The following is a 24,543-nucleotide window of genomic DNA, read 5'->3' on the forward strand; positions in this document are numbered from 1 at the left end:
GTGCAGCGCGCCGTCCATACCGAGGGATGAGTCGCCTCCACCGTAGGGACTAGTACGGAAATCGACTGGCAAGGGGAGGTAAAGAGGGTTTTGCCTACCTAGTCTCGGTTGGTACTCAAGAACAACTCTACGAAGGGGAGCCACCCGTGTTCGGATGGCTGGGGCGTGGTGTCGTACGGCATCCATGGTGGACGATCGTCGCGTGGCTCGTCGCGGCGGCCGCCCTGGTGGTGTTCGCCCCCAAGATGACCACCAAATCTGACCAGCAGGCCTTCCTGCCGAAGAAGTACGAGTCGGTCGCGGCGGCCAACCTGGCCGAGAAGGCGTTCCCGAGCGGAGACCAGAAGGTCAGCCGGGAGATGGTCGTGGTCAAGCGGAGCGACGGGGGCTCGCTGACCAGCACTGACCAGCAGAAGATCGGGGAGACCGCCAAGGCGATCCAGGCCAAGGCGATCCCGAACGTCCAGCAGGTCGTCACCGATCCGAAGCAGACGCTGTCGCAGAACCACAAGGTGCAGCTCATCGTCGTGGGACTGCCCAACGGCTTCGACAGCAAGACACAGAAGAAGAACCAGGACGCCGTCAAACAGGTTCGCACCGTGACCGCCGATCAGCTCAAGGGCAGCGGACTGGCGTACGGTGTGGCCGGCAACTTCGCGTCCAGCCTGGACAATGAGAAGTCCAGCCAGCAGACCATGGCGTTGATCGGGATCGCCACGATCCTGCTGATCATCACGCTGATCATGATCATTTTCCGCAGTCCCATCGCGGCGCTGCTGCCGATCGTCATCATCATCCTGGTGTCCCAGGTGGCGAATGCCGTCACGGCATTCATTGGGAAGGCCTTCAACCTCAGCTTCGACCAGGGCTTCTCGGTGATCATCCTGGTCGTGCTGTACGGCATCGGCACCGACTACATCCTGTTCCTCCTCTTCAGGTACCGAGAGCGCCTCCGTGCGGGCGAGGACAAGAAGACCGCGATGATCACCAGCGTCGAGCGGGTGGGCGAGGCCATCGCCTCGGCCGCCGGCGCCGTCATCGCCGCCTTCATCGTCCTGGTTCTGGCCTCGTTCAAGGCCTTCGGTGCCCTGGGTCCGCAGCTCGCGATCGCGGTCGGCGTCATGTTCGTCACGTCGCTGACGCTCGTCCCCGCGGTCGTCTCCCTGCTCGGCCGCTTCGTGTTCTGGCCGTCGAAGACATGGAACAGGGAGCCGAAGCCGGGCCTGTGGGTACGCGTCGGCAACGGCGTCGGACGCCGCCCGGCCGTGGCCGCGCTCGCCTCCGGCCTCGTGCTCGTGGCCCTGGCCGCCGGGACGCTCGCTTTCAAGGCGGACTATGACTTCCAGGCCGCCGCGCCCCAGAACACCGAGTCGGCCAAGGCCATGAAGGACCTGCGGGCGAGCCTGCCGCAGGGTCTCACAGCGCCCACCGAGGTATACGTCCAGGGCAGCGGCCCGCTCGACAGGGGCGCGGTCCAGAAGTTCCAGCAGACGCTGACGAGCGCCAAGGGCGTCGGCCAGGTGGCACCCCCGCAGTTCAGCCAGGACCAGTCCGTCGCCAAGATAACCGTCATCCTCAAGTTGAACCCCAACTCGAATGAGGCGATCAGCCTGGTCAAGGGCCCGTTCCGGGACGTCGCCCACCAGAACGCGCCGCCCGGGACCAAGGTGCTGGTGGGTGGCACGACCGCGGCGTTCGCCGACATCAACACGATCAACAACCGCGACCTGTCGGTCATCCTGCCGGTGGCGGTCCTGCTGATCGGTCTGATCCTGGCGCTGCTGCTGCGGGCGCTGGTCGCTCCCGTCTACCTCGTGATCGCGGTACTGCTCGGATTCGCGGCCACGCTCGGCGCGACCGTCGGGCTCTTCCAGGGCATCGAGGGCAAGGACGGGCTGATGTTCCAGCTTCCGATCATCCTGTACCTCTTCGTCCTGGCGATCGGCACGGACTACAACATCCTGATGATCGCCCGGTTGCGTGAGGAGGCCCAGGAAGGCCACGACCCGCGGCGTGCCGCCGCGCTCGGCATCCAGCACGCCGGGCCGACCGTCGCGGCGGCCGGTGTGATCCTGGCCGGCACGTTCGGCGTGCTCACCCTCTCGCCCGACTCCATGTCGGCGGAGATCGGATTCGGCGTCGCCATCGGCATCCTCCTGTCCGCCTTCGTCATGTCGGCGTTCTTCGTGCCGTCCATCACGGCGTTGATGGGCCACAAGGCATGGTGGCCCGGGCACGGTGACGCCGTTCGCCGGACGACCGAGCCGGCTGCGGCGGAGCCGTACGACCTGCTCGATCGTCGGAGCTGACACCCGTTCGCTCCTCGACGCCCCGGCAGCGCGGTCGCGCCGCCGGGGCGTCGCTCGTTCGCCGGCCCGCGCACGAGGGCGCGGAGTTGGGCGGGGACGGTGAACGGCTCCGCGGAGGGTGCCGTACAGGGTGATTCTCCCGGGGCGAGGCACGCCTCCGGGTATGACGGCGGCGCGGTGCCGGGTCGGGATGCGCGCCCGCTGGGGGATGGCGGCCGGCTCCTCGAGTGATCGAGCGGGCAATTCCTCGACGCCCGTGGAGCATCGGTGCCGCGGTCGTGGCGCAGAACCCCGGAGCGGGCCGCATCACGCGGCGAGTCCGGTCACGGGCGGTGGGTCCCGTCCGAGCGCGCGGGTTTTCCACAGGGGGTGTGAGGGGGCTGCCGGCGGGGTTCGTACGGAAGATAGAACAGGGGGGTGGGGGCGGGTGGGGTGGCGTCGGCGGCTCAGGCTCTGGAAACGATCCGGGCCGGGCTGGCGATGTTGGCCGCCTGCGACATCGACACATCCGGGGCGGCGGACCTGGGTGACGAGTGCACACAGATCATGCGAGCGACCGGATGTCTGCAGTTGGAGGCGGCACGTCGGCTCCGCCGATTCGACGCGGTGGGTGGCCCGGCTGCCGATGACTGCCCGTCCCTCGCGGCATGGCTGGGCCGGCGGTGCCGACTACGGCCGTGGGAGGCCAGGCAACTCGCCGTACTCTCGGGTCGCAGCCACCTGCTGACCGACACGCTCGCCGCCTTCGCCGACCGTGAGATCGAGTTCGGGGATGTCTCCACGATCGCGGAGGGGATCGACCGGGCCGCTGACACGATGACCGACTCATGGCCTCCTGAGCGCGTCGCACAGGCCGCGCAGCCGGCGTTGCTAGAGGCCGCCACCACGGTCACGCCAGGACAGCTGCGCAAGGCCGCGACCCGGATCGCGCTCACGCTCGACGGTGAAACCGCCGAACGGCGCCGGCATCAGATCGACCGGCAGGCGTTCCTCAATCTCGGGCAGGGCATCGACGGGATCGGGGTCCTCAGCGCGGAGATGGGCGCCGATGATCTGGCCATCGTCGAGAAGGCGATCGACGCGTTCGCGCCGTCGCCGAACGCCGACCTACCGCGCTGGCAGAACCTCCCAGGTCATCGCCGTCTACGAGGGCTGGTCACCGCCTGCCAGATCGCGTTGAACGCGGCCGGGCGACACGGCTACCGGGAGCGTGGGGGCGCCCCGGTCCGGGTGCACGTGATCGCCTGCGCCGCCACAGTCGATCCCGAGGTGCCGGCCACCCAAGCACCCCCGGGCCGCACCGAGTACGGCACCATCGTGACCGCCGCGCAGGTACGGGAAATGATCCAGCGTCACGACGCCGGGATCCATGAGATTCTCATAGATCCCGACGGCTCGGTGGTCGACCGGTTCGCCGCCGACGGACAGCCGCTGAACTGGGGGCGTACCCGCCGCCTCTTCTCCAGCGCTCAGCGCGATGTCTACCTCGCGCTGTACGCGGGCTGTGCCGCAGAGGGCTGCGACCGCCCACCCGCCTGGGCCGACATCGACCACAAACAGCCCTGGGCTCAAGGCGGCCGGACCGACCTCGACAACGGCCAGCCGCTCTGCCGCTGGCACAACCTCCAGAAACAGAACCGTCAGGACCGCGCCGGCCCTTCTCACGAGAAACCGCCGGACAGACCCGGCGGAGACCACCCGGCCTCGGATGAGTGATCGTTCGCGGGTCGTCTGCCAGTGCGCTCTTCGTAGTCCTCGAGGTCGGACGGCGGATCCTGCAGGGTGATATCGGCAGGATCCGCTCAGCCGGTGGCCGGTGGCCGGAAGCGCACCACGCCCTGACCGACGATGCCGGGAACCGCTAAGCCGACCCGCTCAGCGGGTCCACTCAACCGGCGGCGAGGAAGCCCAACAGGTCCTGGCGGGTGATGAGTCCGGCGGGTTTACCGTCGACGAGGACGACGGCGGCACCGGCGTTCTCCAGGACGCTCACGGCCTTGCTCACGCCTTCTCCCGACCCCACCATGGGCAGCGGCGGCGCCATGTGGTCCGCCAAAGGATCGTCCAGGCCCGCCTTACCGCTCACCAGGGCCGCCAGAAGGTCACGCTCGCCCACCGAGCCGACCACCTCGGCGGCCATCACGGGCGGCTCCTCCTTCATGACGGGCAGTTGGGAAACGTCGTACTCGCGCAGGATGGACACGGCCGTACCGACCGACTCGTGCGGATGTACGTGCACGAACTCCGGCAGCCCCGAGCCCTTCCGGGCGAGCACATCGGCGATGCGCGGCTCCTCGGTCTCGGAGGTGAGGAAGCCGTAGTCGGCCATCCAGTCGTCGTTGAAGATCTTCGACAGGTAGCCGCGCCCGCCGTCGGGCAACAGAACGACCACCACGTCGTCGGGACCGGCCTCGGCCGCGACCCGCAGTGCAGCCACGACCGCCAGCCCGCAGGAGCCGCCGACCAGCAGGCCTTCCTCCCGGGCCAGCCGCCGCGTCATGGTGAACGAGTCCTTGTCGCTCACCGCGATGACCCGGTCACATATGTCGCGATCGTAGGTCTCCGGCCAGATGTCCTCGCCGACGCCTTCGACGAGGTACGGTCGGCCGGTGCCGCCGGAGTAGACGGACCCCTCCGGGTCCGCGCCGATGATCTGCACCCGTCCGCCCGAGACCTCCTTGAGGTACCGGCCCGTTCCAGTAATGGTGCCTCCGGTACCGATGCCGGCGACGAAGTGCGTGACCCTTCCCTCGGTCTGTGCCCAGATCTCCGGGCCCGTCGTCTCGTAGTGCGAGCGCGGGTTGTTCGGGTTGGTGTACTGGTCGGGCTTCCATGCACCCGGAATCTCTGCGGCGAGCCGGTCGGAGACCGAGTAATAGGAGTCCGGATGGTCAGGGGAGACCGCCGTCGGGCACACCACGACCTCGGCCCCGTATGCGCGAAGCACCGCGATCTTGTCGTTCGCCACCTTGTCCGGGCAGATGAACACGCACCGGTAACCCTTCTCCTGGGCCACGATGGCGAGCCCGACGCCGGTGTTACCCGAGGTCGGTTCGACGATCGTGCCACCCGGCCTGAGGGCTCCGGACTCCTCGGCGGCCTCGACCATCCGAACGGCGATGCGATCCTTCACCGACCCGCCCGGATTGAAATATTCGACCTTGGCCAGGACCTGAGCTCCAGCCTTGGTCGTGACATTGCGGAGGCGTACAAGGGGGGTGTCCCCGATGAGCTCCGTGAGCGAGTTGTGCACGTGCACCAGCGACGTCCCTGTCGTCGGCAATAGTTCTGATCAGAAGGTACCTCACCTACCATCATTACGGTCCGTCCTCCTATCGTCACGAGTTGCTGTTACCGTCGGTCGACGCATGGGTCCATCCCCGGGAGACGACCATGGCGACAGGTCAGCAACGGCGTGGCGCGTTCTCAGGAGGCGAGCGTTCATTCCCATGGCGACGTCGCGCGGCCGCCGCGCGGCGGCGCGTCATGGCGATCTTCGTACACCTCGCCCTCTTGGCACCCGTCCTCGGGTGTGAAGCCTCCGGCCAGGCTGATCGGACCTCGGCCAACGCCGGATGGCAGGACACGTCCGCCGGTGCGGTCGGCCGACCCGCGATCGGCGGAGGGGTCACGGCGGTCCCTGTCGTGGGCACCGACGGACGGCTTCGGATGACCGTCTTCGACCTCACAAGCGGCCGGCGGTTGTGGTCGCAGCCGACGGCGACGGCCGGCCGTCCGGCCGACCTGGGAATCGCGTCGGCGGCCGTGGCCCCATCGCTGGACCGTGCCGTCGTGGTGAGCGTCGAGCCGCGATCCTCCGCTGCCGCCGTGGTCGGCCGAAACGCCCGCGACGGGAGACAACTGTGGGCCCGCACGGTCGGAACGACGCTCGGACCGGCCCGCTGCGGCGATGCGGTTTGCGTGTCGGAGTCGATAGCGCGGAAGAACGCGAGGTTCGTGGTACTCAAGGCCGCCACCGGTGAGACGTCCTGGACGATGCCGGGCGTCGCCGAGGTCGAATGGGCCGACGACCGGCGCGTGGTGGTGTTCCGGATCGCCGAACATCCGGTGGTCGAGGCCCATGACCTCCGTAGTGGCCGGTTGCTCTGGTCGTTCGCGGTCGAGGACGCTCTCGGCCGCGCGGTCGACCTGTCCGGCGGCTGGTCCTTCGGGGCGGTCGACGACTGTTTGATCGGTTATCTCGCCCCCTATCGGGGGCGACAAGGTGCGCCGCTGTCGGCGTTCGGCTTCTTCTCCCTCCGGCTTGGCGACGGGGGCCTGCAGTGGGTCCACCGTCGGTCACTCAGGATCTACCCGAGCGCGAATCCCGCCGTGGCCCTGATCACGCGTGAGGTCGACCGCCGTGATCAATATGGCGGCTTCACTCAACTCGACCCGCGCACCGGCCGCACGGTGGCGGCGATACCGGTGACGCCGAACCCGGGCGGCGGCTGGTGGCCCGCGTTCCCCGCCGACCTGTCCGCTCTGGGCCTGCTCAACCCGAGCCACGCCGGGCGGGCATACGACCTGCGAACCGGACATCTCCTCGCCGGACACGTGCGGGCGTGGTCGTTGTGCACGGTGACATCGACGCCGTTGAAGATCAATGGAAACACCGGCTTCTTTCCGGCCCCGGCCCTATGCCCGTACGACCTGATGACCGGCCGAAGACTCGCCTCCGCCGACCCGCCCCCCGGCTGGTACACCGGCGCCGTCGACGGTTGGCGGGTGTGGCGCGACGACCGCGGTGGCCTGCACGGCCGGCATGACGCCGACGGCACCGTTCCCGGGATGCTCGGCTAGCCGTTCTGACCCGTGAGGTTGGGCACTCGGCCGGCGGGTGGTGGGCCATCGAGCGCGGCGTGGCCGCGATGGTGGTCATCGGTGTGCCATTCGCGATCTCCTTGGTTCGGTGAGCCTTCGCCCGTTGAGCCCTGCCGGCCACCGGGCGCCGGCCTGACCGCCCCCAACGCCCGCTCCCCGACCCTGCGGGGACGGATCCCTACACGGCCGACGTGTTGCCGATCAGGTGACGCTTCATTTGGCTACCCATGAGTAGGTTTGAGCTCCGACACGCAGTAGCCTGCGAGCGGGGCACGGGGCCACCGGTGCCCGGTCGGCCAAGGAGGAGGAGACCCATCATGCCCGAGGCTGTCATCGTCGCGACCGCCCGTTCCCCCATCGGGCGGGCGTTCAAGGGATCGCTGAAGGACCTGCGTCCCGACGATCTCACTGCCCGCATCGTGCGAACGGCACTCGACAAGGTCCCGCAGCTCGATCCGAACGACATCGACGACCTGCTGCTGGGATGCGGCCTGCCCGGGGGCGAGCAGGGTTACAACATGGCCCGCGTGGTGGCCATCCTCCTCGGATACGACAACATCCCCGGTGCCACGATCACCCGATACTGCTCGTCGTCTCTGCAGACCACGCGAATGGCCTTTCACGCCATCAAGTCCGGCGAGGCGGATGTGATCGTCTCGGCGGGAGTGGAGATGGTCAGCCGGTTCGCCAAGGGCAGTAGCGACGGTCTCCCCGACACCCAGAACCCGCTCTTCGGCGAGGCACAGGCCCGCACGGCCGAACGCGGAGAAGGAAGCGCCGGCACCTGGCGCGATCCGCGGGAAGACGGTGGGCTCCCCGATGTCTACATCGCGATGGGGCAGACCGCCGAGAACGTCGCCCAGCTGCGCAGCGTCAGCCGCGCCGAACAGGACGAGTTCGGAGTGCGCTCCCAGAACCTCGCCGAGGAGGCGATCAAGAACGGCTTCTTCGAGCGCGAGATCACACCGGTCGAGCTGCCGGACGGCACTGTTGTCGCCAAGGACGACGGCCCACGCGCCGGCACGACGCTTGAGAAGGTCTCCCAGCTCCAGCCGGTATTCCGTCCCGACGGCACCGTCACCGCCGGCAATTGCTGCCCGCTGAACGACGGCGCGGCTGCGGTGATCGTGATGAGCGACACCAAGGCCGCCGAACTCGGCATCACACCCCTGGCCCGCATCGTCTCGTCCGGAGTGTCGGCGCTGTCGCCCGAGATCATGGGCCTCGGGCCGGTCGAGGCGTCCCGGCGCGCCCTGAAGAAGGGCGGCCTGACGATCGACGACATCGATCTCGTCGAGATCAATGAGGCGTTCGCCGCACAGGTCATCCCGTCCTACCGGGACCTGGGTGTCGACATCGACAAGCTAAACGTCAACGGCGGAGCGATCGCGGTGGGCCATCCGTTCGGGATGACCGGCGCGCGGATCACCGGCACGCTGCTCAACGGGCTCCAGTGGCACGACAAGACCTTCGGCCTCGAGACGATGTGCGTCGGTGGAGGCCAGGGCATGGCAATGGTGTTCGAGCGCCTCGCCTGAGGTCGCCCAGGGACGCGGACGCTCGTGCGCGACGGCGACGCGCACATTCACCTCGCAAAGGATGCGCGGCGCGCGACGGCCTCGGAGGCCGAGTGTGGCACCGCGCTGGTTCGCCCATGCGGATGGTCGGTTCACGCAAAACTCCCCGGTGGGACATCGACGCCGGGGAGTTTCGTTAGCCGTTCGTAACTTATCAGGAACGGATCGTGACCAATGATCTACTTCCCGTGACAGAAAGCTCTCCCCCGGGGGGTTGTGTGATTGGCATCGCTGTTGCAGAGTCATCACAAGCAGCACGCCCAGCCAGGAGGTGCCTATGTCTTTGAACCACTCACCGGAGACGCACAAGAATCTCATCGCACGCATCCCGAAAGTCACAGGACGTGACCTCCCCGAGTGGTTCGAAGCCATCGACAACGGCCCTGCCTTCCTCCGATGCGACGAGCGGGTCAACTGGCTGGCGGACGAGCACGGGCTCTCTCACGGGTACGCGTCCGCACTCGTGCATGAACACGAGCTCCATCGGCGAGCCGTCCGGTTCTGACCTCGCGTGGATCGGCAGAGGGCGCTCGACTTCATCGCGAAGCACCATCGAGCGGTGATGGTGACGTTTCACGCCGACGGCCGCCCGCAGACGTCACCGGTTCTCTGCGCGGTCGATGACGCGGGCCGGGTCATCGTCAGCACCCGGGAGACGGCGGCTAAGACGCGCAATCTGATGCGCGACCCCCGTGTGACCTTCTGTGTCTTCACCGATGCGTTCTTCGGCGAATGGATCCAGGTCGACGGCGAGGCCGAGGTCGTCCGTCTGCCCCAGGCGATGGAACCGCTGATCGACTACTACCGGAAGATCTCTGGTGAGCACCCCGAGTGGGACGACTATCGCGCGGCGATGGAACGAGACCGCAGGGTCGTGGTCCGGGTGACGATCGCCCGCGCCGGTCCAGACCTCCACGGTTGAGACGGCTGCTGACGCCCCCACTCTCTTGGTGCGGGGCGTCAGCGCCGATTACTTCCATTCAGTACTCGGCGCTCCCCCGCCGTGTATCAGGGGCAGTCGCCGCTGTACGTCAGTCGCGACTGTAGAAGTACGACAGGAACCGGAGCAGTTCCAGATAGATCCATACCAGGCTCAGGGTCAGTCCGAACGCCGCGAGCCACGAGGCCTTCTCCGGGGCGCCTGAGCGGACTCCGTCCTCGATGGAGCTGAAGTCCAACAGCAGGTAGAAGCAGCCGACGAGGATCGCGGCGACGCTGAAGATGATGCCGAGCGGGCCGTTCTCCCTGATTCCGATCCCGCCGACATGGAAGATCGACACAAGGAGATTGAGCACCATCAGACCCACGAGTGCGAACCCGGCGGCTATGGCGAACCGCGCGAACTTCGGCGTCACGCGGACGATCCGCAGGGCGTAGACCGTGAGCATCGCGCCGAACGCCAGCGCGGTACCGACCACGGCCTGGAGTACGACACCGTTGTAGACGGAGTTATAAGCGTGGCTGATCACGCCGACCGCGACCCCGTACGAGGCCGCGAAGCCCAGAACCAGGGCGGGATTGACCCGGCGACCGAACGTGAGGATCGCCCAGAAGATCAGGCCGACCACCACGGCGGCGACCGCGACGGCGTTCGCGAGGCGCTCCGGCACGAGAATCCATGCGAGCGCGCCGGCCGCGACGAGCGTGCCGAGCGTCAGGAATGAACGTACGACGACGTCGTCGATCGTCATGCTCCGGGGCGGCGCGTACGCAGGCGCGTTGTACATCGCCTCAAGCTCGTACGCGCTCGGGGCCCGTCCCGATGCCTGCTGCCCGAAGGCGCCACGCCGGGAGAAGACCGGATTTCTGCTGTCCATGCAATACCCTCCCGACTCGTTGTCGCTCACGTTAACGATCGGCCGTGGTCACGGTGTTCCCCGTCATCACGGGGTATCCATCCCCCACCCTGACCAGGGAGAACCAAGGGGCGACCGATCGGCTCCACCATCGGCCTCCCCTGACGGATGTCCCAGCGTGGACGGTCCGGCACGGCGGTGCGCGTGGACGGTTGAGATTCCCCCCGTTGCACGGACACCTGCGGTGCGGGCGGCCCGGCGTGGGCGATCCTGTACGGGCGGCCCGGCGTGGGCGATCCTGTACGGGCGGCCCGGCGTGGGCGATCCTGTACGGGCGGTCCGGCGGGGACGGTCCGGTGCGGGTGGTGCAACGCGGATGGCCTGGCGCCGACGGCGTAGGTGGTCCGGCGCGGCTTACCGGATGTTCCCACGTTCGACCACGCTGGAGCTCGTCGGCTCTTCGCCGTCGGGCGAGTGCCATAACCCATCGGGAAGCGTCGTGCCACTCACCCTGGTACCGCAGGTCCATATCACGGATCGCGCTGATCGGGGCGGCCGGTACCGGTCGAGAAACGGCAGACCGATACCGACCAAACCGACAGACAGATAACCGGTCCGAGCGTCCCGGACCAAAGGTGTGGATTGGTCCGCACGATACCTGTCAAGGCAGAGTGCCCCCGGTCGGAGTCGAACCGACACAACCGACTCTTTTAGGGAGTCTGCCTCTGCCTGTTGGGCTACGGGGGCGGCGTAATCATACCGGGCATGAGCCAATAAGGGACCACCCAGTAAATGCGACAAATAACGCCTATTAGTGCCGCGCCCTAATCACAGGCCGAATACCGCTCAGTCTTTCCGTGCGGCGAGCTCGAACTCTTCGCGAGGTCGTTGGATGACACCCAGCGAGACGACCTCGCGCTTGAAGAAGAAGGCGAGGGTCCAGTCAGCGGTCACCCGCGCCTTGCGGTTGAAGGTCGGCACGCGGGACAGGTGGTAGGTCCGGTGCATGAACCACGCGAGCAGTCCGCGCATCTTCACGCCGTAGATCTGCGCGACGCCCTTGTGGAGGCCTAGGCTCGCGACGGACCCGGCATATGCGTGCTTGTAGGGCTCGAGCTGCTTGCCGCGGAGTGAGGCGACCACGTTGTCTCCCAGGGTCTTCGCCTGCCGAACCGCGTGCTGCGCGTTCGGCGCGGTGAAGTTGCCCGGGTTCGCCAGGTCGGGGACGGCAGCGGTGTCACCCGCGGTGAATGCGTCGGCCACACCCTCCACCGTCAACTCGGCGGTCGCCTTGACCCGGCTCTTCTCATCGATGGGAAGGTCGGTCTGCTTGACGACGGGATTGGGCTTCACGCCGGCCGTCCAAACGAGCGTTCCCGCGTCGAATTCCTCACCGTCGCTGAGCACGATGTGGTGCCCTTCAGCGGATTTCAGGAGCGTCTGCAGCTTGACCGCGATGCCGCGCTGGCGTAGCGCTTCGACCGTCCATCGGCCCATGTCCAAGCCGACTTCCGGCAGGATGTGATCGCTGGCCTCGATGAGATTCCAGCGCATGTCGGACGGCTCGATGTTGGGGTAGTACTCGCAGGCGTCCCGGGCCATGTCCTCCAGCTCGGCCAGCGCCTCGACACCCGCGAAGCCGCCACCGACGAAGACGAATGTCAGCGCACGCTTGCGTTTCTGCTCATCGGCGGTCGAGGCCGCGATGTCGAGCTGCGCGAGTACGTGGTTGCGCAGGTAGATGGCCTCTCCCACCGTCTTGAAACCGATGCCACACTCGGCCAGACCGGGGATCGGCAGAGTCCGAGAGATCGACCCCGGACAGAAGACGAGGACGTCGTAGGACAGCACGCGCGTCTCCGCTGTCCGGCCGGACTGTCCGCCGCCCACTCCCTCCGCGGAGGCGCCTCCCACCACCTCGACCCACGCCTGGCGATTCGCGTGCTCGATCCGGGTGATGCGGCCATTGAGGATCGTGGCCCGCGGGAGCACGCGCCGCAACGGCACGACGACGTGTCGTGGCTCGAGGTTGCCGGCTGCCGCCTCCGGCAGGAACGGCTGATAGGTCATGTACGACTGCGGATCCACGACCGTGATCTGGAGTTCGCCGCGCTTGAGCTCGCGGCGCAGCTTCTTGTGCAGACGGAGCGCGGTGTACATGCCGACGTAGCCGCCACCGACGATGAGCACGTGCTTTGCCATACGGGTTTCGGTACCCATGGGATCCTCCCGAAACTGGCGGTGAGATTGTGAAAGTTTTCACAATCTGCGCTTTTACGGTACTCCCCCGTGCCGACTGGCGGCAGGCCCCGTCTTGTGAATCGCGTCACGTACGAACCAGTCCGCGGGCAGCCGCGTCAAACAGGGAGAAAGAACCGTCCGGAGTGACGGGCGGGGCTACGGGGGCTGTCCAGTGGAAGCGGGGGCTCCACTGGACACCGCTCCGCTCGTCACCCGCCCGGTCCCTGTGCCGCGCCGCACCGCCGCCCCAGGGCTACCCTCCGACCCGGGCCGTACTCAGTCCTCGCCGACCGCGATGCCGGCCTGGCCCTCCCTCGATCTGCCGGGGCCGTCCAGCGCGCCCGACGCTCGATCAGCCCGCCGTTCGTCCCTCGCCACGGCCGTTCCGCACTCGGCGGATCACCCTCGTACGGTCAGGGCCCGCCGACCGCACGGTCGAGCCGGTTCCTGGGCTCAGCCGGGCAGGCCCGCGTACTCGCGCGCCCTCGTGAACACCGCATCGAGCATGCTCTCTGTCACTCGGCCGGTGAAAGTGTTCTGCTGGCTCGGGTGGTAGCAGCCGAGCAGCAACGTCGAGCCACCGTCCGGTGCGGTCAGCGCGACTTCGGCTCCATGACCGAACGCCGGACGCGGACTGGGCAGGACGTACCCGGCCTCCTTCAAGGCCGGCCACAACGCCTGCCAGCCGTACCCGCCCAGCACGACGATCGTCCGGACCGTACCGGCGACGAACCGCAGTTCCCGCGTTAGCCACGGGAAGCACGCGGAGCGTTCGGCCGGGGTGGGCTTGTTGGCGGGCGGGGCACAGCGCACCGAGGCGACGACGCGGGCGCCGAGCAGCCGCTGGCCGTCTCCGGCGTGCGTGCTGGTGGGGAGCACGGCCAGTCCGGTCCGATGCAGTGACGCGAAGAGCCAGTCTCCACTGCGGTCACCGGTGAAGATGCGTCCGGTACGGTTACCGCCGTGCGCCGCCGGTGCGAGACCGACGATGAGCACTCGCGGTTCGAGGTCGCCCCAGCCCGGTACCGGCCGCCCCCAGTACTCCTCCTCCGCGTACGCCCGGCGGCGTTCGACGGCGACCTGTTCGCGCCACGCGACGAGGCGGGGGCAGGCACGGCAGACCGACTGCCGGGCGACGAGTTCACCGAGTTTCGGGGCGGTGGCCGCGAGGACGCGCACGTCTTCGGGAGTCCGCGCGACGGGCGTGTCCGGGGTCGCGGGGTCTTCCGGGTGGCCGGCCCCCGGGGGGACGAACGGGGCGTTCATGCCGTCAGACCAGTGACCACGCGATGCCGTCGAGGATGTCCCGCTCACTCACGATGAGGTCGGCGAAGGCGTACTCCCGCATGATGCGGTCGAGGATGAGCGCCCCGGCGCCGATGACATCGACCCGTCCGGGGTGCATCACGCCGATCGAGCTGCGCTCGTCGTGCGTCGAGCGCAGCAGCGTCCGCGTCACGTCGTGTACCTGCCGTGCCTTGATCCGCGAGAGGTGAATGCTCTCCGGGTCGTAGGCCGACAGGCCCAGGGCGATGCCCGCCACGGTGGTCACCGAGCCGGCCAGCCCGACGAGGGTCCGCGCCTCGGAGACGGGAACGGCCGGGAGACCCTCGGCCGGGCGTGCCGGCGTGTCCTCGGCCGCACCGTGGACGATCGCCGCGGGATCGGCGCCCACCGGGCCGCGTCCGGGAGGTCCCGCGAGGCCCGCCGCCTGCGGTGCGGCCTCACCGTCACGCACACTGGCGAGCGCCGCGTCGATGTCCGCGACCGCGGCGGCCACCTGCTCCGGTGAGGGCGGGTCGGAGCGCAGGTGACGCTCGGTCAGCCGGACGCAGCCGATGTCGACCGAACGCGCCGCTTCGACCTCGGTGGTACCGAAGACGAACTCGGTGGAGCCGCCACCGATGTCGACGACGAGGTACGGACGCATGGGCCGTAGTGCCGCCAGGTCCTTCGTCGCGCCGATGAACGAAAGGCGGGCTTCTTCGTCGCCCGAGATCACTTCGGGCTCCACTCCGAAGATGTCGATGACGCCCCGAACGAAGTCATCACGGTTGGTCGCGTCGCGGGTGGCACTCGTGGCCACCACCCTCGTCTTGATCGGGCTGCCGGTGACGTCGTGCGCGGCGATCAGCTTCGCGTAGCCGCGCATGGCGGCGAACGTACGGTCGAGTGCCTCGGGAGCCAGGCGACCGGTCTCGTCGACGCCCTGCCCGAGACGCACGATCTCCATCCGGCGTTCGAGATCGGTCAACCGGCCGTCGACGATGTCGGCGATGAGCAGACGAACCGAGTTCGTACCGCAGTCGACCGCCGCGACACGCGTCGCTGTACTCACGATTCGTTCGCCTCCCGGCGCACCTCGTCGGCGCGGTGTTCCCGCGCCCCTCCACCTCCGACCGCGCCCAAGGGGCCCGGCTCACGCATGCCGCACATTCCGGCCACCGACTCAACGATGATCATGACAGGTCCTGACGGCCGCTGTCACCGATTACCGACGACTGTTCGACTTCGGGAACACACGCCGTCGCACACGCGCCGGCGCGCCACCAGTCCGCCAGCCGGGCCAAGGCCTCCCGGCCGAAGGGGTTGGCCCCCGGCACCGCGAGTTCGTGAGCGACCAGCGCGTGCAGGCACTTGACCCGAGTCGGCATGCCACCCGCGCTCTGCATATCCTCGGGCAGCCGTTCAAGGCCCTCTTCTTCTGCGGCGGCGTCGCGCCGGTCCAGGTAGTCCCGGTGCGCGGCCTCGTACGCTGCGGCCAACTGTGGATCGGTGGCCAGCCGGGCGGTCATCTCGCGCATCACCCCACTCGCCTCCAGTGTGCCGATCGCCGCCGCCGCCTTGGGGCAGGTCAGGTAGAACAACGTCGGAAACGGCGTGCCGTCGGGCAGCCGGGGTGCCGTCTCCACGACGTCGGGGAGCCCGCAGGGGCAGCGATGGGCGACCCCGCGCAGTCCACGCGGCTCACGACCCAGTTGTGCGGCCACCGCCGCGACGTCGCGTTCCTCGATCACCGGTAAGCCCTCCGGAGTCACCGGCAGACCCGCCTGCCGACCTGTGTCCGCATCACCGAATCCGATCGCGGATACGCGCCGAATCCGGATGCCGGCTGAAAGGGTATGCGGTCGACAAGGACGATTCGCCGGGCCCACCGTATGCGGTCGACCAGGCCCATCCGCCAGGCCACCGTATGCGGTCAACGACGACGGTTGGCCGCGTCCACCGACCGCCACAGCGTGACATACCAGGGCGGAGTCGGCGGTCGGCGCTGGTGGGCGGCGTCCTGGCCTCCGCTCTGCCCTTCGCCCAGCACCACATAGCACTTCGCGCCCGGATCGCACATGTGCAGCCGACGGCGTGCCTCGCGTTTGATGTAGGACTCGTCGCCGAGCCGCTGCTTCTGCTGGGACAGCTGCTCGACCTGAGCCTGCGCCACTCGCTGCTGCACGCGTAGCTGGGCGATCTCCCGACGCTGGGCGATGTACTCCCGGACGGGGTAGGCGAGGCTCAGGGCGATGGCGCATGCGACGACCGCCAGGATCGCGGCGCGGCTCGTCAGATGAGCCCGCCGCATCTCCTTGGCGTTCCGCTCAGGCGGTCGCCGCTTCTCCTCGGCCATCGGAGCGTTGTCTCACTCCCAGCGGAACCGGGGGAACGCCGCCGCTCCGGCGAACCGCGCGGCGTCGTCCAGGAGCTCCTCGATGCGCAGCAGCTGGTTGTACTTGGCCACCCGGTCGCTTCGCGCCGGGGCACCCGTCTTGATCTGGCCACATCCGGCGGCCACCGCGAGGTCCGCGATCGTGGTGTCCTCGGTCTCGCCGGAACGGTGGCTCATCATCGTGCGGAAGCCGTTCATGTGCGCGAGGGTCACCGCGTCGAGGGTCTCGGTCAGCGTGCCGATCTGGTTGACCTTGACGAGCAGTGCGTTGGCCGAGCCGGCGTCGATTCCGCGCTGCAGTCGCTCGGGGTTGGTGACGAACAGGTCGTCGCCGACGATCTGGACCCGGGACCCGACGGCGTCGGTGAGCGCCTTCCAGCCGGGCCAGTCCTCCTCGGACAGGGGGTCCTCGATGGAGACCAGCGGGTACGCGTCGAGCAGCTCGGCGTAGTAGGACGCCATTTCCTCGGCGGACCGCTTGGCTCCCTCGAACTCGTACGTGCCCTCGGAGTGGAACTCCGTCGCGGCCACGTCCAGGGCGAGCGCGATGTCGGCACCCGGCCGGAACCCGGCTCGCTGGACGGCCTCGAGAATCAGGTCGAGGGCGTCGCGGTTGCTCGGCAGCTCGGGCGCGAAGCCACCCTCGTCGCCGAGGCCGGTCGCCAGCCCGCGCCCCTTGAGCACGGACTTGAGCGCGTGGTACGTCTCCGCGCCCCAGCGGATCGCCTCGCTGAACGTCGACGCGCCGATCGGCGCGATCATGAACTCCTGGATGTCGACGTTGGTGTCGGCGTGGGCACCGCCGTTGAGGATGTTCATCATCGGCACCGGCAGCAGGTGGGCGTTGGGCCCGCCGACGTAGCGGAACAGCGGGAGGTTCGCCGCCTTCGCCGCCGCCTTGGCCACCGCCAGGCTGACGCCGAGGATGGCGTTCGCGCCGAGGCGGGACTTGTCCGGGGTGCCGTCGAGGTCGATGAGCGCCTGGTCGATGAGGCGCTGGTCGTCAGCGTCGTAACCGAGGAGTTCGGGGGCTATCTCATCGAGCACGCCGAGCACGGCCTTCTCGACGCCCTTGCCGTTGTACCGCTCGCCGCCGTCGCGTAGTTCCACCGCCTCGAACTGGCCGGTCGAGGCGCCGCTCGGTACGGCGGCGCGCGCTTCGCTGCCGTCGTCGAGCAGCACTTCAACCTCGACGGTGGGATTACCACGCGAGTCGAGGATCTCCCGAGCGTGTACGGCATCGATCGACGACACTTGAGCTCCTTGTGATCACTACCAAACGTTTCGACCCCTGAGCCTAGCCGCCCGGGGCGTGACGGCCGTGCAACGCCACCCCCCTTCCGCCTTTCTCGCCCGCCTGGCCGCCCACGGAGCCGTTCCGGCTCCGACCGACTTCTCCTCGGACACGCCCGACGCGAAGCCCGTTGAGGCCTCCTCCACCGGCCCTCCAGGTCCCTCTCCCAACCCCCGCCGACCGGATTGTTGGATCGCGCACCCATCTGCGGGATCTTCGCCCGGTAGTCGCACGGTTACACCCTTATGTCACCGACTTGACGCTCGCTTCGTCTGCCTTGTCTACTTAGGCAATCAAACACACCTGTTCGATCGACAATGTGGGAGTCGCAATGCAACCGCGGTTCGCTGCCTTCGGCCTTGCCATCCTCGCCGGCACCGGGCTGCTCACCGCGTGTGGCAGCGACAAGGGCAACGCATCCTCAAGCGACGACACCGTCGTCAGACTCGGCTTCTTCCCGAACATCACGCACGCCACGGCGCTCGTCGGCGTGCAAAAAGGGATCTTCGCCAAGCACCTCGGCAAGGCACCGAAGACACTCACCTTCAACGCCGGTCCGGCCGCCACCGAGGCGGTCTTCTCCGGGGCGGTGGACGCGACGTACGTCGGACCCAACCCGGCGATCAACGCCTTCGTGAAATCACACGGCCAGGCCATAAAGATCATTTCCGGAGCGGCCAGCGGCGGTGCCGCCCTGATCGTCAAGCCGTCCATCAAGTCCGCCGCCGATCTGCGCGGCAAGAAGATCGCAACGCCGCAGCTCGGCAACACCCAGGACGTGGCCCTGCGCTACTGGCTCAAACAGCAGGGCCTCAAGACGGACAAGGCCGGCGGCGGCGACGTCCATGTCGTCCCCCAGGACAACTCCCAGACTCTGCAGGCGTTCGCTCAGGGCCAGATCGACGGCGCGTGGGTGCCGGAGCCGTACGCCTCCCGGCTCGTCCTGGAGAGCAAGGGCAAGAAGCTGGTCGACGAGGCGTCGCTGTGGCCCGGCGGCAAGTTCGTGATCACCAACCTGATCGTTCGTACCGAGTTCCTGAAGAAGCACCCCGCCCTGGTGAAGAAGCTGCTCGAGGCACAGGTCGAGGCGACCGACTACATCAACTCCGACAAGGCCGGCGCGGAGCAGGCCGCCAACACCGAACTGGGCTCCCTGACCGGCAAGCCGCTCAAGCAGGCCGCCCTGGACGCGACGTTCAAGAATGTGACCTTCACCAGCGACCCCATCGCATCGTCGCTGAAGGCCAGCGCCCAGCACGCCGAGGCGGTCGGGCTCCTCGATCATGTCGATCTGAAGGGCATCTACGATCTCGGCCCGCTGAACGAGGTTCTGAAGGCCAAGGGCCGACCGGCGGTGAGCGAATCCTGACGGCACGCTCGTCTGAGGGAGAAGACATGGCTGTGACGACAAGGGATCCACAGCGTACGACCGCTCCTTCGGTGCGGATCGACGGTGTATCGAAGGCGTACGGCACCGGCGACGGCGCACTCCTGGCGCTCGACAAGGTGTCGCTGTCGGTGGCTCCGAAGGAGTTCGTCTGCATCCTGGGCGCGTCGGGGTGCGGTAAGAGCACGCTGCTGTCGGTGGTCGCCGGGCTGGATCGGCCGACGCTGGGCACGGTCGACGTCGGCGGTGCGCGGGTGGGCCTGATGTTCCAGGAGCCCGCCCTGTTCCCCTGGCTGACCGCCGCCGGCAACGTCGAGCTGGCCCTGCGCACACGGGGCGTGCCGAAGGCCGAACGCCGTCGGCGCGCGGCCGAACTGCTGGAGGCCGTGCACCTCGGGGACTTCGGCCGGAAACGGCCGCACGAGCTGTCCGGTGGCATGCGCCAGAGGGTGGCCATCGCCCGGGCGCTCGCCCAGGACAGTGACGTGCTTCTGATGGACGAGCCGTTCGGCGCGCTCGACGCGATGACGCGTGACCTGCTCCACGACGAGCTCGAACGCATCTGCTCCGAGCGCGCCCTGACCGTGCTGTTCGTGACGCACAACGTGCGCGAGGCGGTGCGTCTCGGCGATCGGGTCGTCCTGCTGTCCAGCCGTCCCGGCCGGGTCGTCGAGGAGTTCCCCGTGCTGCTGGACCGCCCGCGGCGAATCGATTCCGGGGACGTCGCGACGCTGGCCGGACAGATCACCGATCGGCTCCGTGAGGAGGTCGGCCGTCATGGATCGTGACATCGCCAACATCGTCGGATCGGTGGTGCCGGGTTCACCGCCCTCGGCCGTGACGAACGTGCTCGACCGTCAGATCGCGGGCCTGGACGCGCTGGAGATGGCGGCGCGCTCCCGGCCGGGCCCTCTGCGGCGGATATGGGCATCGGCGTGGCCGGTGCTCGCCGCGATCGCCATCGCGATCGGCGTCTGGGAGATCGTCGTGCTCAGCGGTTGGAAACCGACGTACGTCCTCCCGGGCCCGGCGCAGGTCTTCCCGCAGCTGGGCAAGGATCTGAGCGAGCCGGCCTTCTGGTCGGGGCTGGGCCTGACGATGCGCCGGGCCGTGATCGGCTTCGCGCTCGCGATCGTCGTCGGGGCGGCGATCGGCGCCGTGGTGTCGCGGGTGCGGTTCCTGCGGGTGGCGTTCGGATCGCTGATCACGGGGTTGCAGACGATGCCCTCGATCGCCTGGTTCCCGCTCGCCATCCTGCTCTTCCAGCTCAGCGAGAGCGCGATCATGTTCGTCATCGTGCTGGGCGCGGCGCCGTCGATCGCCAACGGGCTGATCGCCGGCGTCGACTACACCCCGCCGATCCTGCTGCGCGCGGGGAAGATCCTCGGGCTGCGCGGTTTCGCGCTGTACCGGCACCTGATCCTGCCCGCGTCGCTTCCGGCGTTCGTGACGGGACTCAAGCAGGGCTGGGCGTTCGCCTGGCGCAGCCTGATGGCGGGCGAGCTCCTTGTGATCATCGGCCACCACAGTTCGCTCGGCGTCCGCCTGGAGTACGCCCGGGAGAACATCGACGCCCCCGACATGATCGCAATCATGATCGTGATCCTGGTGATCGGGATCGTGATCGACCGGCTCTTCTCCGCCGCCGACCGCGCCCTGCGCGCCCGGCGCGGCCTTGACCCATCCTGAACCGTCCGAGTCCCGAGTCCGCACCCGTACCGAGCCGTCGGCGCGCGCAAGCAGAGGAAACGCCATAAACGACTGAACCGGCACCCGGCCTGTACCGGCCAAGTACCGGCAATGCACCGATCACTTATTCCGTAGCGGCCGTATTCGTGACATCGTCCACGCCGTAACCTCGAAGTTGATCAGAGGAGGCACGCCCGTGCGGGCTCGTGTCATCGGCGTGGTCGGCCTGATGCTGCTGGCGGGGACCGGAACGGCGGCCGCCGATGACGCGCATCCGTCACTGCGGTTCGCCGTGTCGTTTCCCTCGTCCCTCCGGCAGGCCGCCACGGACGGTCGCGTGTACGTCGTCGTCTCCCGCAAGGAGACCCCGGAGCCGCGTGAGCAGATCGACATCACCGGCGGCGTGCCCTTCTGGGGCCGGGACGTCGACGGCCTGCGGCCCGGCAGCACCGCGTACGTGGACGGGCGGGCCTACGGCTATCCGCTGGAACGGCTGCGCGACCTGCCGGCGGGGCGCTACACGGTGCAGGCGTTCTTCAACGTCTACACGACGTTCCGCCGCTCGGACGGCTCGACCGTGAAACTCCACATGCCGTGCGGCGACGGCCAGGACCTGTTCAACTCGCCCGGCAACATGTACGGCACGCCGAAGACGATCGACGTCGAGCCGAGGCGCTCGGGAACGATCCGGCTGGACCTGGACCACGTGATCGCACCGGCCCAGCCGGTGCCGGCCGGCGGCACCTGCCAGCAGGGCAACCCCGCGGACACGCCGCAGGTCAAACACGTCAAGATCCTCAGCCCGCGGCTGTCGAAGTTCTGGGGGCAGCCGATGTACGTCGGCGCGAACGTGCTGCTCCCCGCCGGCTACGACGCCTCCGGCGACACGCGTTACCCGGTCGAGTTCCACTTCGCGCACTTCACGACGAACGCACCGCACGGCTTCCGTGAGGACCAGGGCAACGCCTTCTCCAAGTGGTGGATGTCCGGCGCCGCACCGCGGTTCATCAGCGTGGAGGTACGCGAGGAGAACCCCTTCTACGACTCCTCGTACGTGGTGAACTCCGCGAACCTCGGCCCGTACGGCGACGCGACGACCAAGGAGCTGATCCCCGCCATCGATGCCCGTTTCCGCACGATCGCGGCACCGTGGGCGCGGATCACCGCGGGCGGTTCGACGGGCGGCTGGGAGGCGCTCGCGAGTCAGGTCTTCTACCCGGACGTTTACGGCGGAACGTTCGCCGGGTATCCGGATCCCGTCGACTTCCACCGCCACCAGATCGTCAACGTGTACGGCGACGCGAACGCCTACGACACGATTCGCGACTGGGACCACACGCCGCGCCCGGACAGCCGGAACGTCGCCGGGGACACCGATTACGTGATGGCGCAGGAGAACCTCTGGGAGCTGGCGCGCGGCGACCGCGACCGGTCCGGAGGCGCCTGGGCGATCTGGGAGGCGGTGTACGGCCCGCGTGGCGCGGACGGCTATCCGGCGCTCGCCTGGAACAAGCGGACGGGAGCGATCGATCCCACCGTCACCGCGCGGTGGAGGCCGATGGACCTGAGCGCCAAGCTCGCCGCCGAGTGGCCGGTGCTGGGGCCGAGGCTCCAGGGCAGGATCTACGTCTACGTCGGCGACACCGACACCTACTTCCTCAACGACGCCGTGCAGTTGCTGCAGCAGACCCTCGACGCGCGCACGGGGCCCACCGCGGACGCGACGTTCGTGTACGGCCGGGCGAAGCAGCACGGCTGGTCGCCCTACACCGCGCAGGAGTGGTTCACGGTGTACGCCGACTACATCGCCCGCCACGCCCCGCCCGGCACCGACCTCGGCGGCTGGCGCGGCCCGGCGGCCAAGGCCCGCCTGAACCCGTCGGGCGGCGTCATCGTGCCTCCGGAGAAGTCGGTCGGCCTCCCCCGCTGACCGCGCTGACCCCGCTGACCGCATCTCACGACCCGCGGTCCGGTCCCGCGCCGGAGTCCTCCGGTGCGGGACCGGACGCCGTCAGATCGCCGGGGCGGCCCCGGCGCCGGGCTCCAGGTCGTCCAGCTGCTCGGCGAGCTTTTCGGGTGCGTTGCGGATCGAGCTGAGCGGGGCGGCGATGTCCTCCAGGGAGGCGCCCTCGCACCGTACGCCGCAGATCGCCGCGACGACTCCCGCGACGGCCATGACGCCCGCCGCGATCAGGTAGGCGATGAACAGCTTGCCCCGGTCCGGGTGGTCCTGGTCCCCGATCAGGGCGCCGAAGATCACCGGTCCGAGCGCCCCGAAGAGCTGGGCGATGGCGAAGAACAGCGCGATCGCCTGGGACCGCAGCTCCATCGGGAAGATCTCGCTCACGGTGAGGTAGCCCGAACTGGCCGCCGCCGAGGCGATGAAGAAGATCACCGTCCAGAGCGCCGTCTGGGTGAACGCCGTCAGCGATCCGATCTTGAACAGGTAGCCGCTGACCGCCAGGAGCGCTCCGGACACGAGGTACGTCCCGGCGATCATCTGCTTGCGGCCGACCGTGTCGAACAGCCGTCCCATGAGCAGCGGGCCGAGGAGGTTACCGGCGGCGAACGCGAAGAAGTACTTCGCGACGGCGTGGTCGGAGACCCCGTAGAAGTGCTTGAGCACCAGACCGTACGTGAAGAAGATCGCGTTGTAGAGGAACGACTGGCTGATCATCAGCGTGGCCCCGAGCAGCGACCGCGACGGGTACTCCCGGAACAGCGTCCGCGCGACCTGGGTGAACGAGACCGGCTCCTGCGGGCGCACCTCGATGTACCGGTCCGGGTCGACCGGCTCGAGAGTGCGGCCTGAGGCCTCGATCTCGCGTTCGATCAGCGCGACGGTCTTCTCGGCCTCTTCCGCCTGCCCGTGGGCGAGCTGCCAGCGTGGGCTCTCGGGGAGGGTGCGCCGCAGGCCCCAGATCGCCAGCCCGAGCACCGGGCCGATGAAGAAGCCGACCCGCCAGCCGATGTTGTCGGGGAACAGACCGTGGTCGAGAAGGATGTACTCGCTCAGCGACCCGACGATCGCGCCGAACCAGTAGGTCCCGCTGACCGCCAGGTCGACCCGGCCGCGATAGCGCGCGGGGATCAGTTCGTCGATCGCGGAGTGGATCGCCGCGTACTCACCGCCGATGCCCATTCCGGCGATGAAGCGGAACCCGAGGAAGATCGCGTAGTTGAACGAGAAGGCGGTCAGCCCGTTGGCGACCAGGTAGAGCCCGAGGGTGGCGATGAACAGCCGGCGGCGTCCGAGCCGGTCGGACAGCCGGCCGAACACCAGCGCGCCGACCACCTCGCCGATCAGGTAGATGGTCGCCGAGAACCCGACCTCCTGGGAGCTGAGGTGCAGGGTACCGGCGTGTTGCAGCACCGGTCCGACGATGCTGGCGATCTGGATCTCCAGCCCGTCGAGCACCCAGGCCACGCCGAGGGCGGCAATCATGCGGGTGTGGAATCGGGACCAGGGCAGCCGATCGATCCGAGCGGGCACGAGGCTTCGCACGGTGGGCTGTAGCGGGGAAGCGCCCACGTCGTCTCCTTTGCCGTGTGGTTGCGTAGAGTCAGGAGTCGATCACGATAGAAAGCCGCCGCTGCGCCGTGAAGGGATTGCGGGGAGATCTGAGGTTCCCGAAGTGGTTCCTCGCTCTCTGGCCGCCCGACCCACCGGAAGCGGCATAACGCGCCGACTGCGAATAATGCAGCCAAGAAAAGCCACAAGCCCGGTATGTCCCTATGCGCTCACGGCGTCGCGGAATGCGCCCA

The 24,543-nt window shown here is 68.4% G+C and carries 20 protein-coding genes and 1 tRNA gene; 10 read left to right on the forward strand and 11 right to left on the reverse strand.

The window, feature by feature from the left end:
• Positions 1-146: 146 nt before the first annotated feature.
• Both NE236_RS17105 and NE236_RS17110 read left to right on the forward strand, forming a co-directional pair.
• Positions 147-2,309: an MMPL family transporter gene (locus NE236_RS17105; protein WP_252842981.1), complete on the forward strand. Its 2,163-nt coding sequence runs from the start codon at positions 147-149 to the stop codon at positions 2,307-2,309.
• Between the two features lie 417 nt (positions 2,310-2,726).
• Positions 2,727-4,025, forward strand: a complete 1,299-nt coding sequence (locus NE236_RS17110) for an HNH endonuclease signature motif containing protein (protein ID WP_252842982.1) — start codon at positions 2,727-2,729, stop codon at positions 4,023-4,025.
• Between the two features lie 172 nt (positions 4,026-4,197).
• On the opposite strand, the gene NE236_RS17115 is transcribed toward NE236_RS17110, so the two are convergent.
• Complete coding sequence (locus tag NE236_RS17115) at positions 4,198-5,568, reverse strand: cystathionine beta-synthase (RefSeq protein ID WP_252842983.1); 1,371 nt, start codon at positions 5,566-5,568, stop codon at positions 4,198-4,200.
• Between the two features lie 227 nt (positions 5,569-5,795).
• On the opposite strand from NE236_RS17115, the gene NE236_RS17120 reads away from it, so the two are divergent.
• The 4 genes from NE236_RS17120 (at position 5,796) to NE236_RS17135 (ending at position 9,632) form a co-directional block, all read left to right on the forward strand.
• A complete protein-coding gene (locus NE236_RS17120; protein ID WP_252842984.1) occupies positions 5,796-7,112 on the forward strand; it encodes an outer membrane protein assembly factor BamB family protein in 1,317 nt (438 codons plus the stop codon).
• A gap of 338 nt (positions 7,113-7,450) precedes the next feature.
• The gene (locus NE236_RS17125; protein WP_252842985.1) at positions 7,451-8,671 is read left to right on the forward strand and encodes an acetyl-CoA C-acetyltransferase; all 1,221 of its coding nucleotides are present in this window, start codon (positions 7,451-7,453) and stop codon (positions 8,669-8,671) included.
• Between the two features lie 316 nt (positions 8,672-8,987).
• Positions 8,988-9,215, forward strand: coding sequence for a DUF4287 domain-containing protein (locus NE236_RS17130; protein ID WP_252777695.1), 228 nt, complete (start codon positions 8,988-8,990; stop codon positions 9,213-9,215).
• A gap of 6 nt (positions 9,216-9,221) precedes the next feature.
• Entirely contained in the window at positions 9,222-9,632 is a 411-nt protein-coding gene (locus NE236_RS17135; RefSeq protein WP_252842986.1) for a PPOX class F420-dependent oxidoreductase, read from the forward strand.
• Between the two features lie 109 nt (positions 9,633-9,741).
• On the opposite strand, the gene NE236_RS17140 is transcribed toward NE236_RS17135, so the two are convergent.
• The 9 genes from NE236_RS17140 to eno all read right to left on the reverse strand — a co-directional run bounded on the left by NE236_RS17140 (position 9,742) and on the right by eno (position 17,662).
• Positions 9,742-10,527 carry a Bax inhibitor-1/YccA family protein gene (locus NE236_RS17140; protein ID WP_252842987.1) on the reverse strand — a complete coding sequence of 262 codons (786 nt, stop codon included), beginning with the start codon at positions 10,525-10,527 and terminating at the stop codon, positions 9,742-9,744.
• A 651-nt stretch (positions 10,528-11,178) separates the two neighbouring features.
• Positions 11,179-11,253 (reverse strand) — tRNA-Leu (locus tag NE236_RS17145).
• 99 nt (positions 11,254-11,352) lie between these two features.
• On the reverse strand, positions 11,353-12,708 hold the full coding sequence (locus tag NE236_RS17150) for an NAD(P)/FAD-dependent oxidoreductase (RefSeq protein ID WP_252842988.1): 1,356 nt from the start codon (positions 12,706-12,708) through the stop codon (positions 11,353-11,355).
• A gap of 492 nt (positions 12,709-13,200) precedes the next feature.
• Positions 13,201-14,013 (reverse strand): uracil-DNA glycosylase, encoded by an 813-nt coding sequence (locus tag NE236_RS17155; protein WP_252842989.1) that lies wholly within the window; start codon positions 14,011-14,013, stop codon positions 13,201-13,203.
• Positions 14,014-14,017: 4 nt separating this feature from the next.
• Positions 14,018-15,085: a Ppx/GppA phosphatase family protein gene (locus NE236_RS17160; protein WP_252842990.1), complete on the reverse strand. Its 1,068-nt coding sequence runs from the start codon at positions 15,083-15,085 to the stop codon at positions 14,018-14,020.
• A complete protein-coding gene (locus NE236_RS43590; RefSeq protein ID WP_289850504.1) occupies positions 15,082-15,210 on the reverse strand; it encodes a hypothetical protein in 129 nt (42 codons plus the stop codon). The genes NE236_RS17160 and NE236_RS43590 overlap by 4 nt, the downstream gene beginning before the upstream one ends.
• Positions 15,207-15,764, reverse strand: a complete 558-nt coding sequence (locus tag NE236_RS17165; RefSeq protein ID WP_252842991.1) for a DUF501 domain-containing protein — start codon at positions 15,762-15,764, stop codon at positions 15,207-15,209. The genes NE236_RS43590 and NE236_RS17165 overlap by 4 nt, the downstream gene beginning before the upstream one ends.
• 182 nt (positions 15,765-15,946) lie before the next feature.
• Positions 15,947-16,369 carry an FtsB family cell division protein gene (locus NE236_RS17170; RefSeq protein ID WP_252842993.1) on the reverse strand — a complete coding sequence of 141 codons (423 nt, stop codon included), beginning with the start codon at positions 16,367-16,369 and terminating at the stop codon, positions 15,947-15,949.
• Between the two features lie 12 nt (positions 16,370-16,381).
• Positions 16,382-17,662 carry a phosphopyruvate hydratase gene (gene eno, locus NE236_RS17175; RefSeq protein ID WP_252842994.1) on the reverse strand — a complete coding sequence of 427 codons (1,281 nt, stop codon included), beginning with the start codon at positions 17,660-17,662 and terminating at the stop codon, positions 16,382-16,384.
• Between the two features lie 371 nt (positions 17,663-18,033).
• On the opposite strand from eno, the gene NE236_RS17180 reads away from it, so the two are divergent.
• From NE236_RS17180 to NE236_RS44515, 4 genes are all read left to right on the forward strand, one after another.
• Complete coding sequence (locus NE236_RS17180) at positions 18,034-19,071, forward strand: ABC transporter substrate-binding protein (RefSeq protein WP_252842996.1); 1,038 nt, start codon at positions 18,034-18,036, stop codon at positions 19,069-19,071.
• Positions 19,072-19,097: 26 nt separating this feature from the next.
• Complete coding sequence (locus tag NE236_RS17185; protein ID WP_252842997.1) at positions 19,098-19,877, forward strand: ABC transporter ATP-binding protein; 780 nt, start codon at positions 19,098-19,100, stop codon at positions 19,875-19,877.
• Entirely contained in the window at positions 19,867-20,778 is a 912-nt protein-coding gene (locus tag NE236_RS17190; protein WP_372494365.1) for an ABC transporter permease, read from the forward strand. The genes NE236_RS17185 and NE236_RS17190 overlap by 11 nt, the downstream gene beginning before the upstream one ends.
• 196 nt (positions 20,779-20,974) lie before the next feature.
• Complete coding sequence (locus NE236_RS44515) at positions 20,975-22,708, forward strand: alpha/beta hydrolase-fold protein (RefSeq protein WP_252842998.1); 1,734 nt, start codon at positions 20,975-20,977, stop codon at positions 22,706-22,708.
• A gap of 81 nt (positions 22,709-22,789) precedes the next feature.
• Here the strand turns inward: NE236_RS44515 and NE236_RS17200 are convergent, their stop codons facing one another.
• Positions 22,790-24,310: an MFS transporter gene (locus tag NE236_RS17200; RefSeq protein ID WP_252842999.1), complete on the reverse strand. Its 1,521-nt coding sequence runs from the start codon at positions 24,308-24,310 to the stop codon at positions 22,790-22,792.
• Between the last annotated feature and the right edge of the window lie 233 nt (positions 24,311-24,543).

This window comes from Actinoallomurus purpureus (assembly GCF_024055795.1).
Taxonomy (GTDB): Bacteria; Actinomycetota; Actinomycetes; order Streptosporangiales; family Streptosporangiaceae; genus Actinoallomurus; species Actinoallomurus purpureus.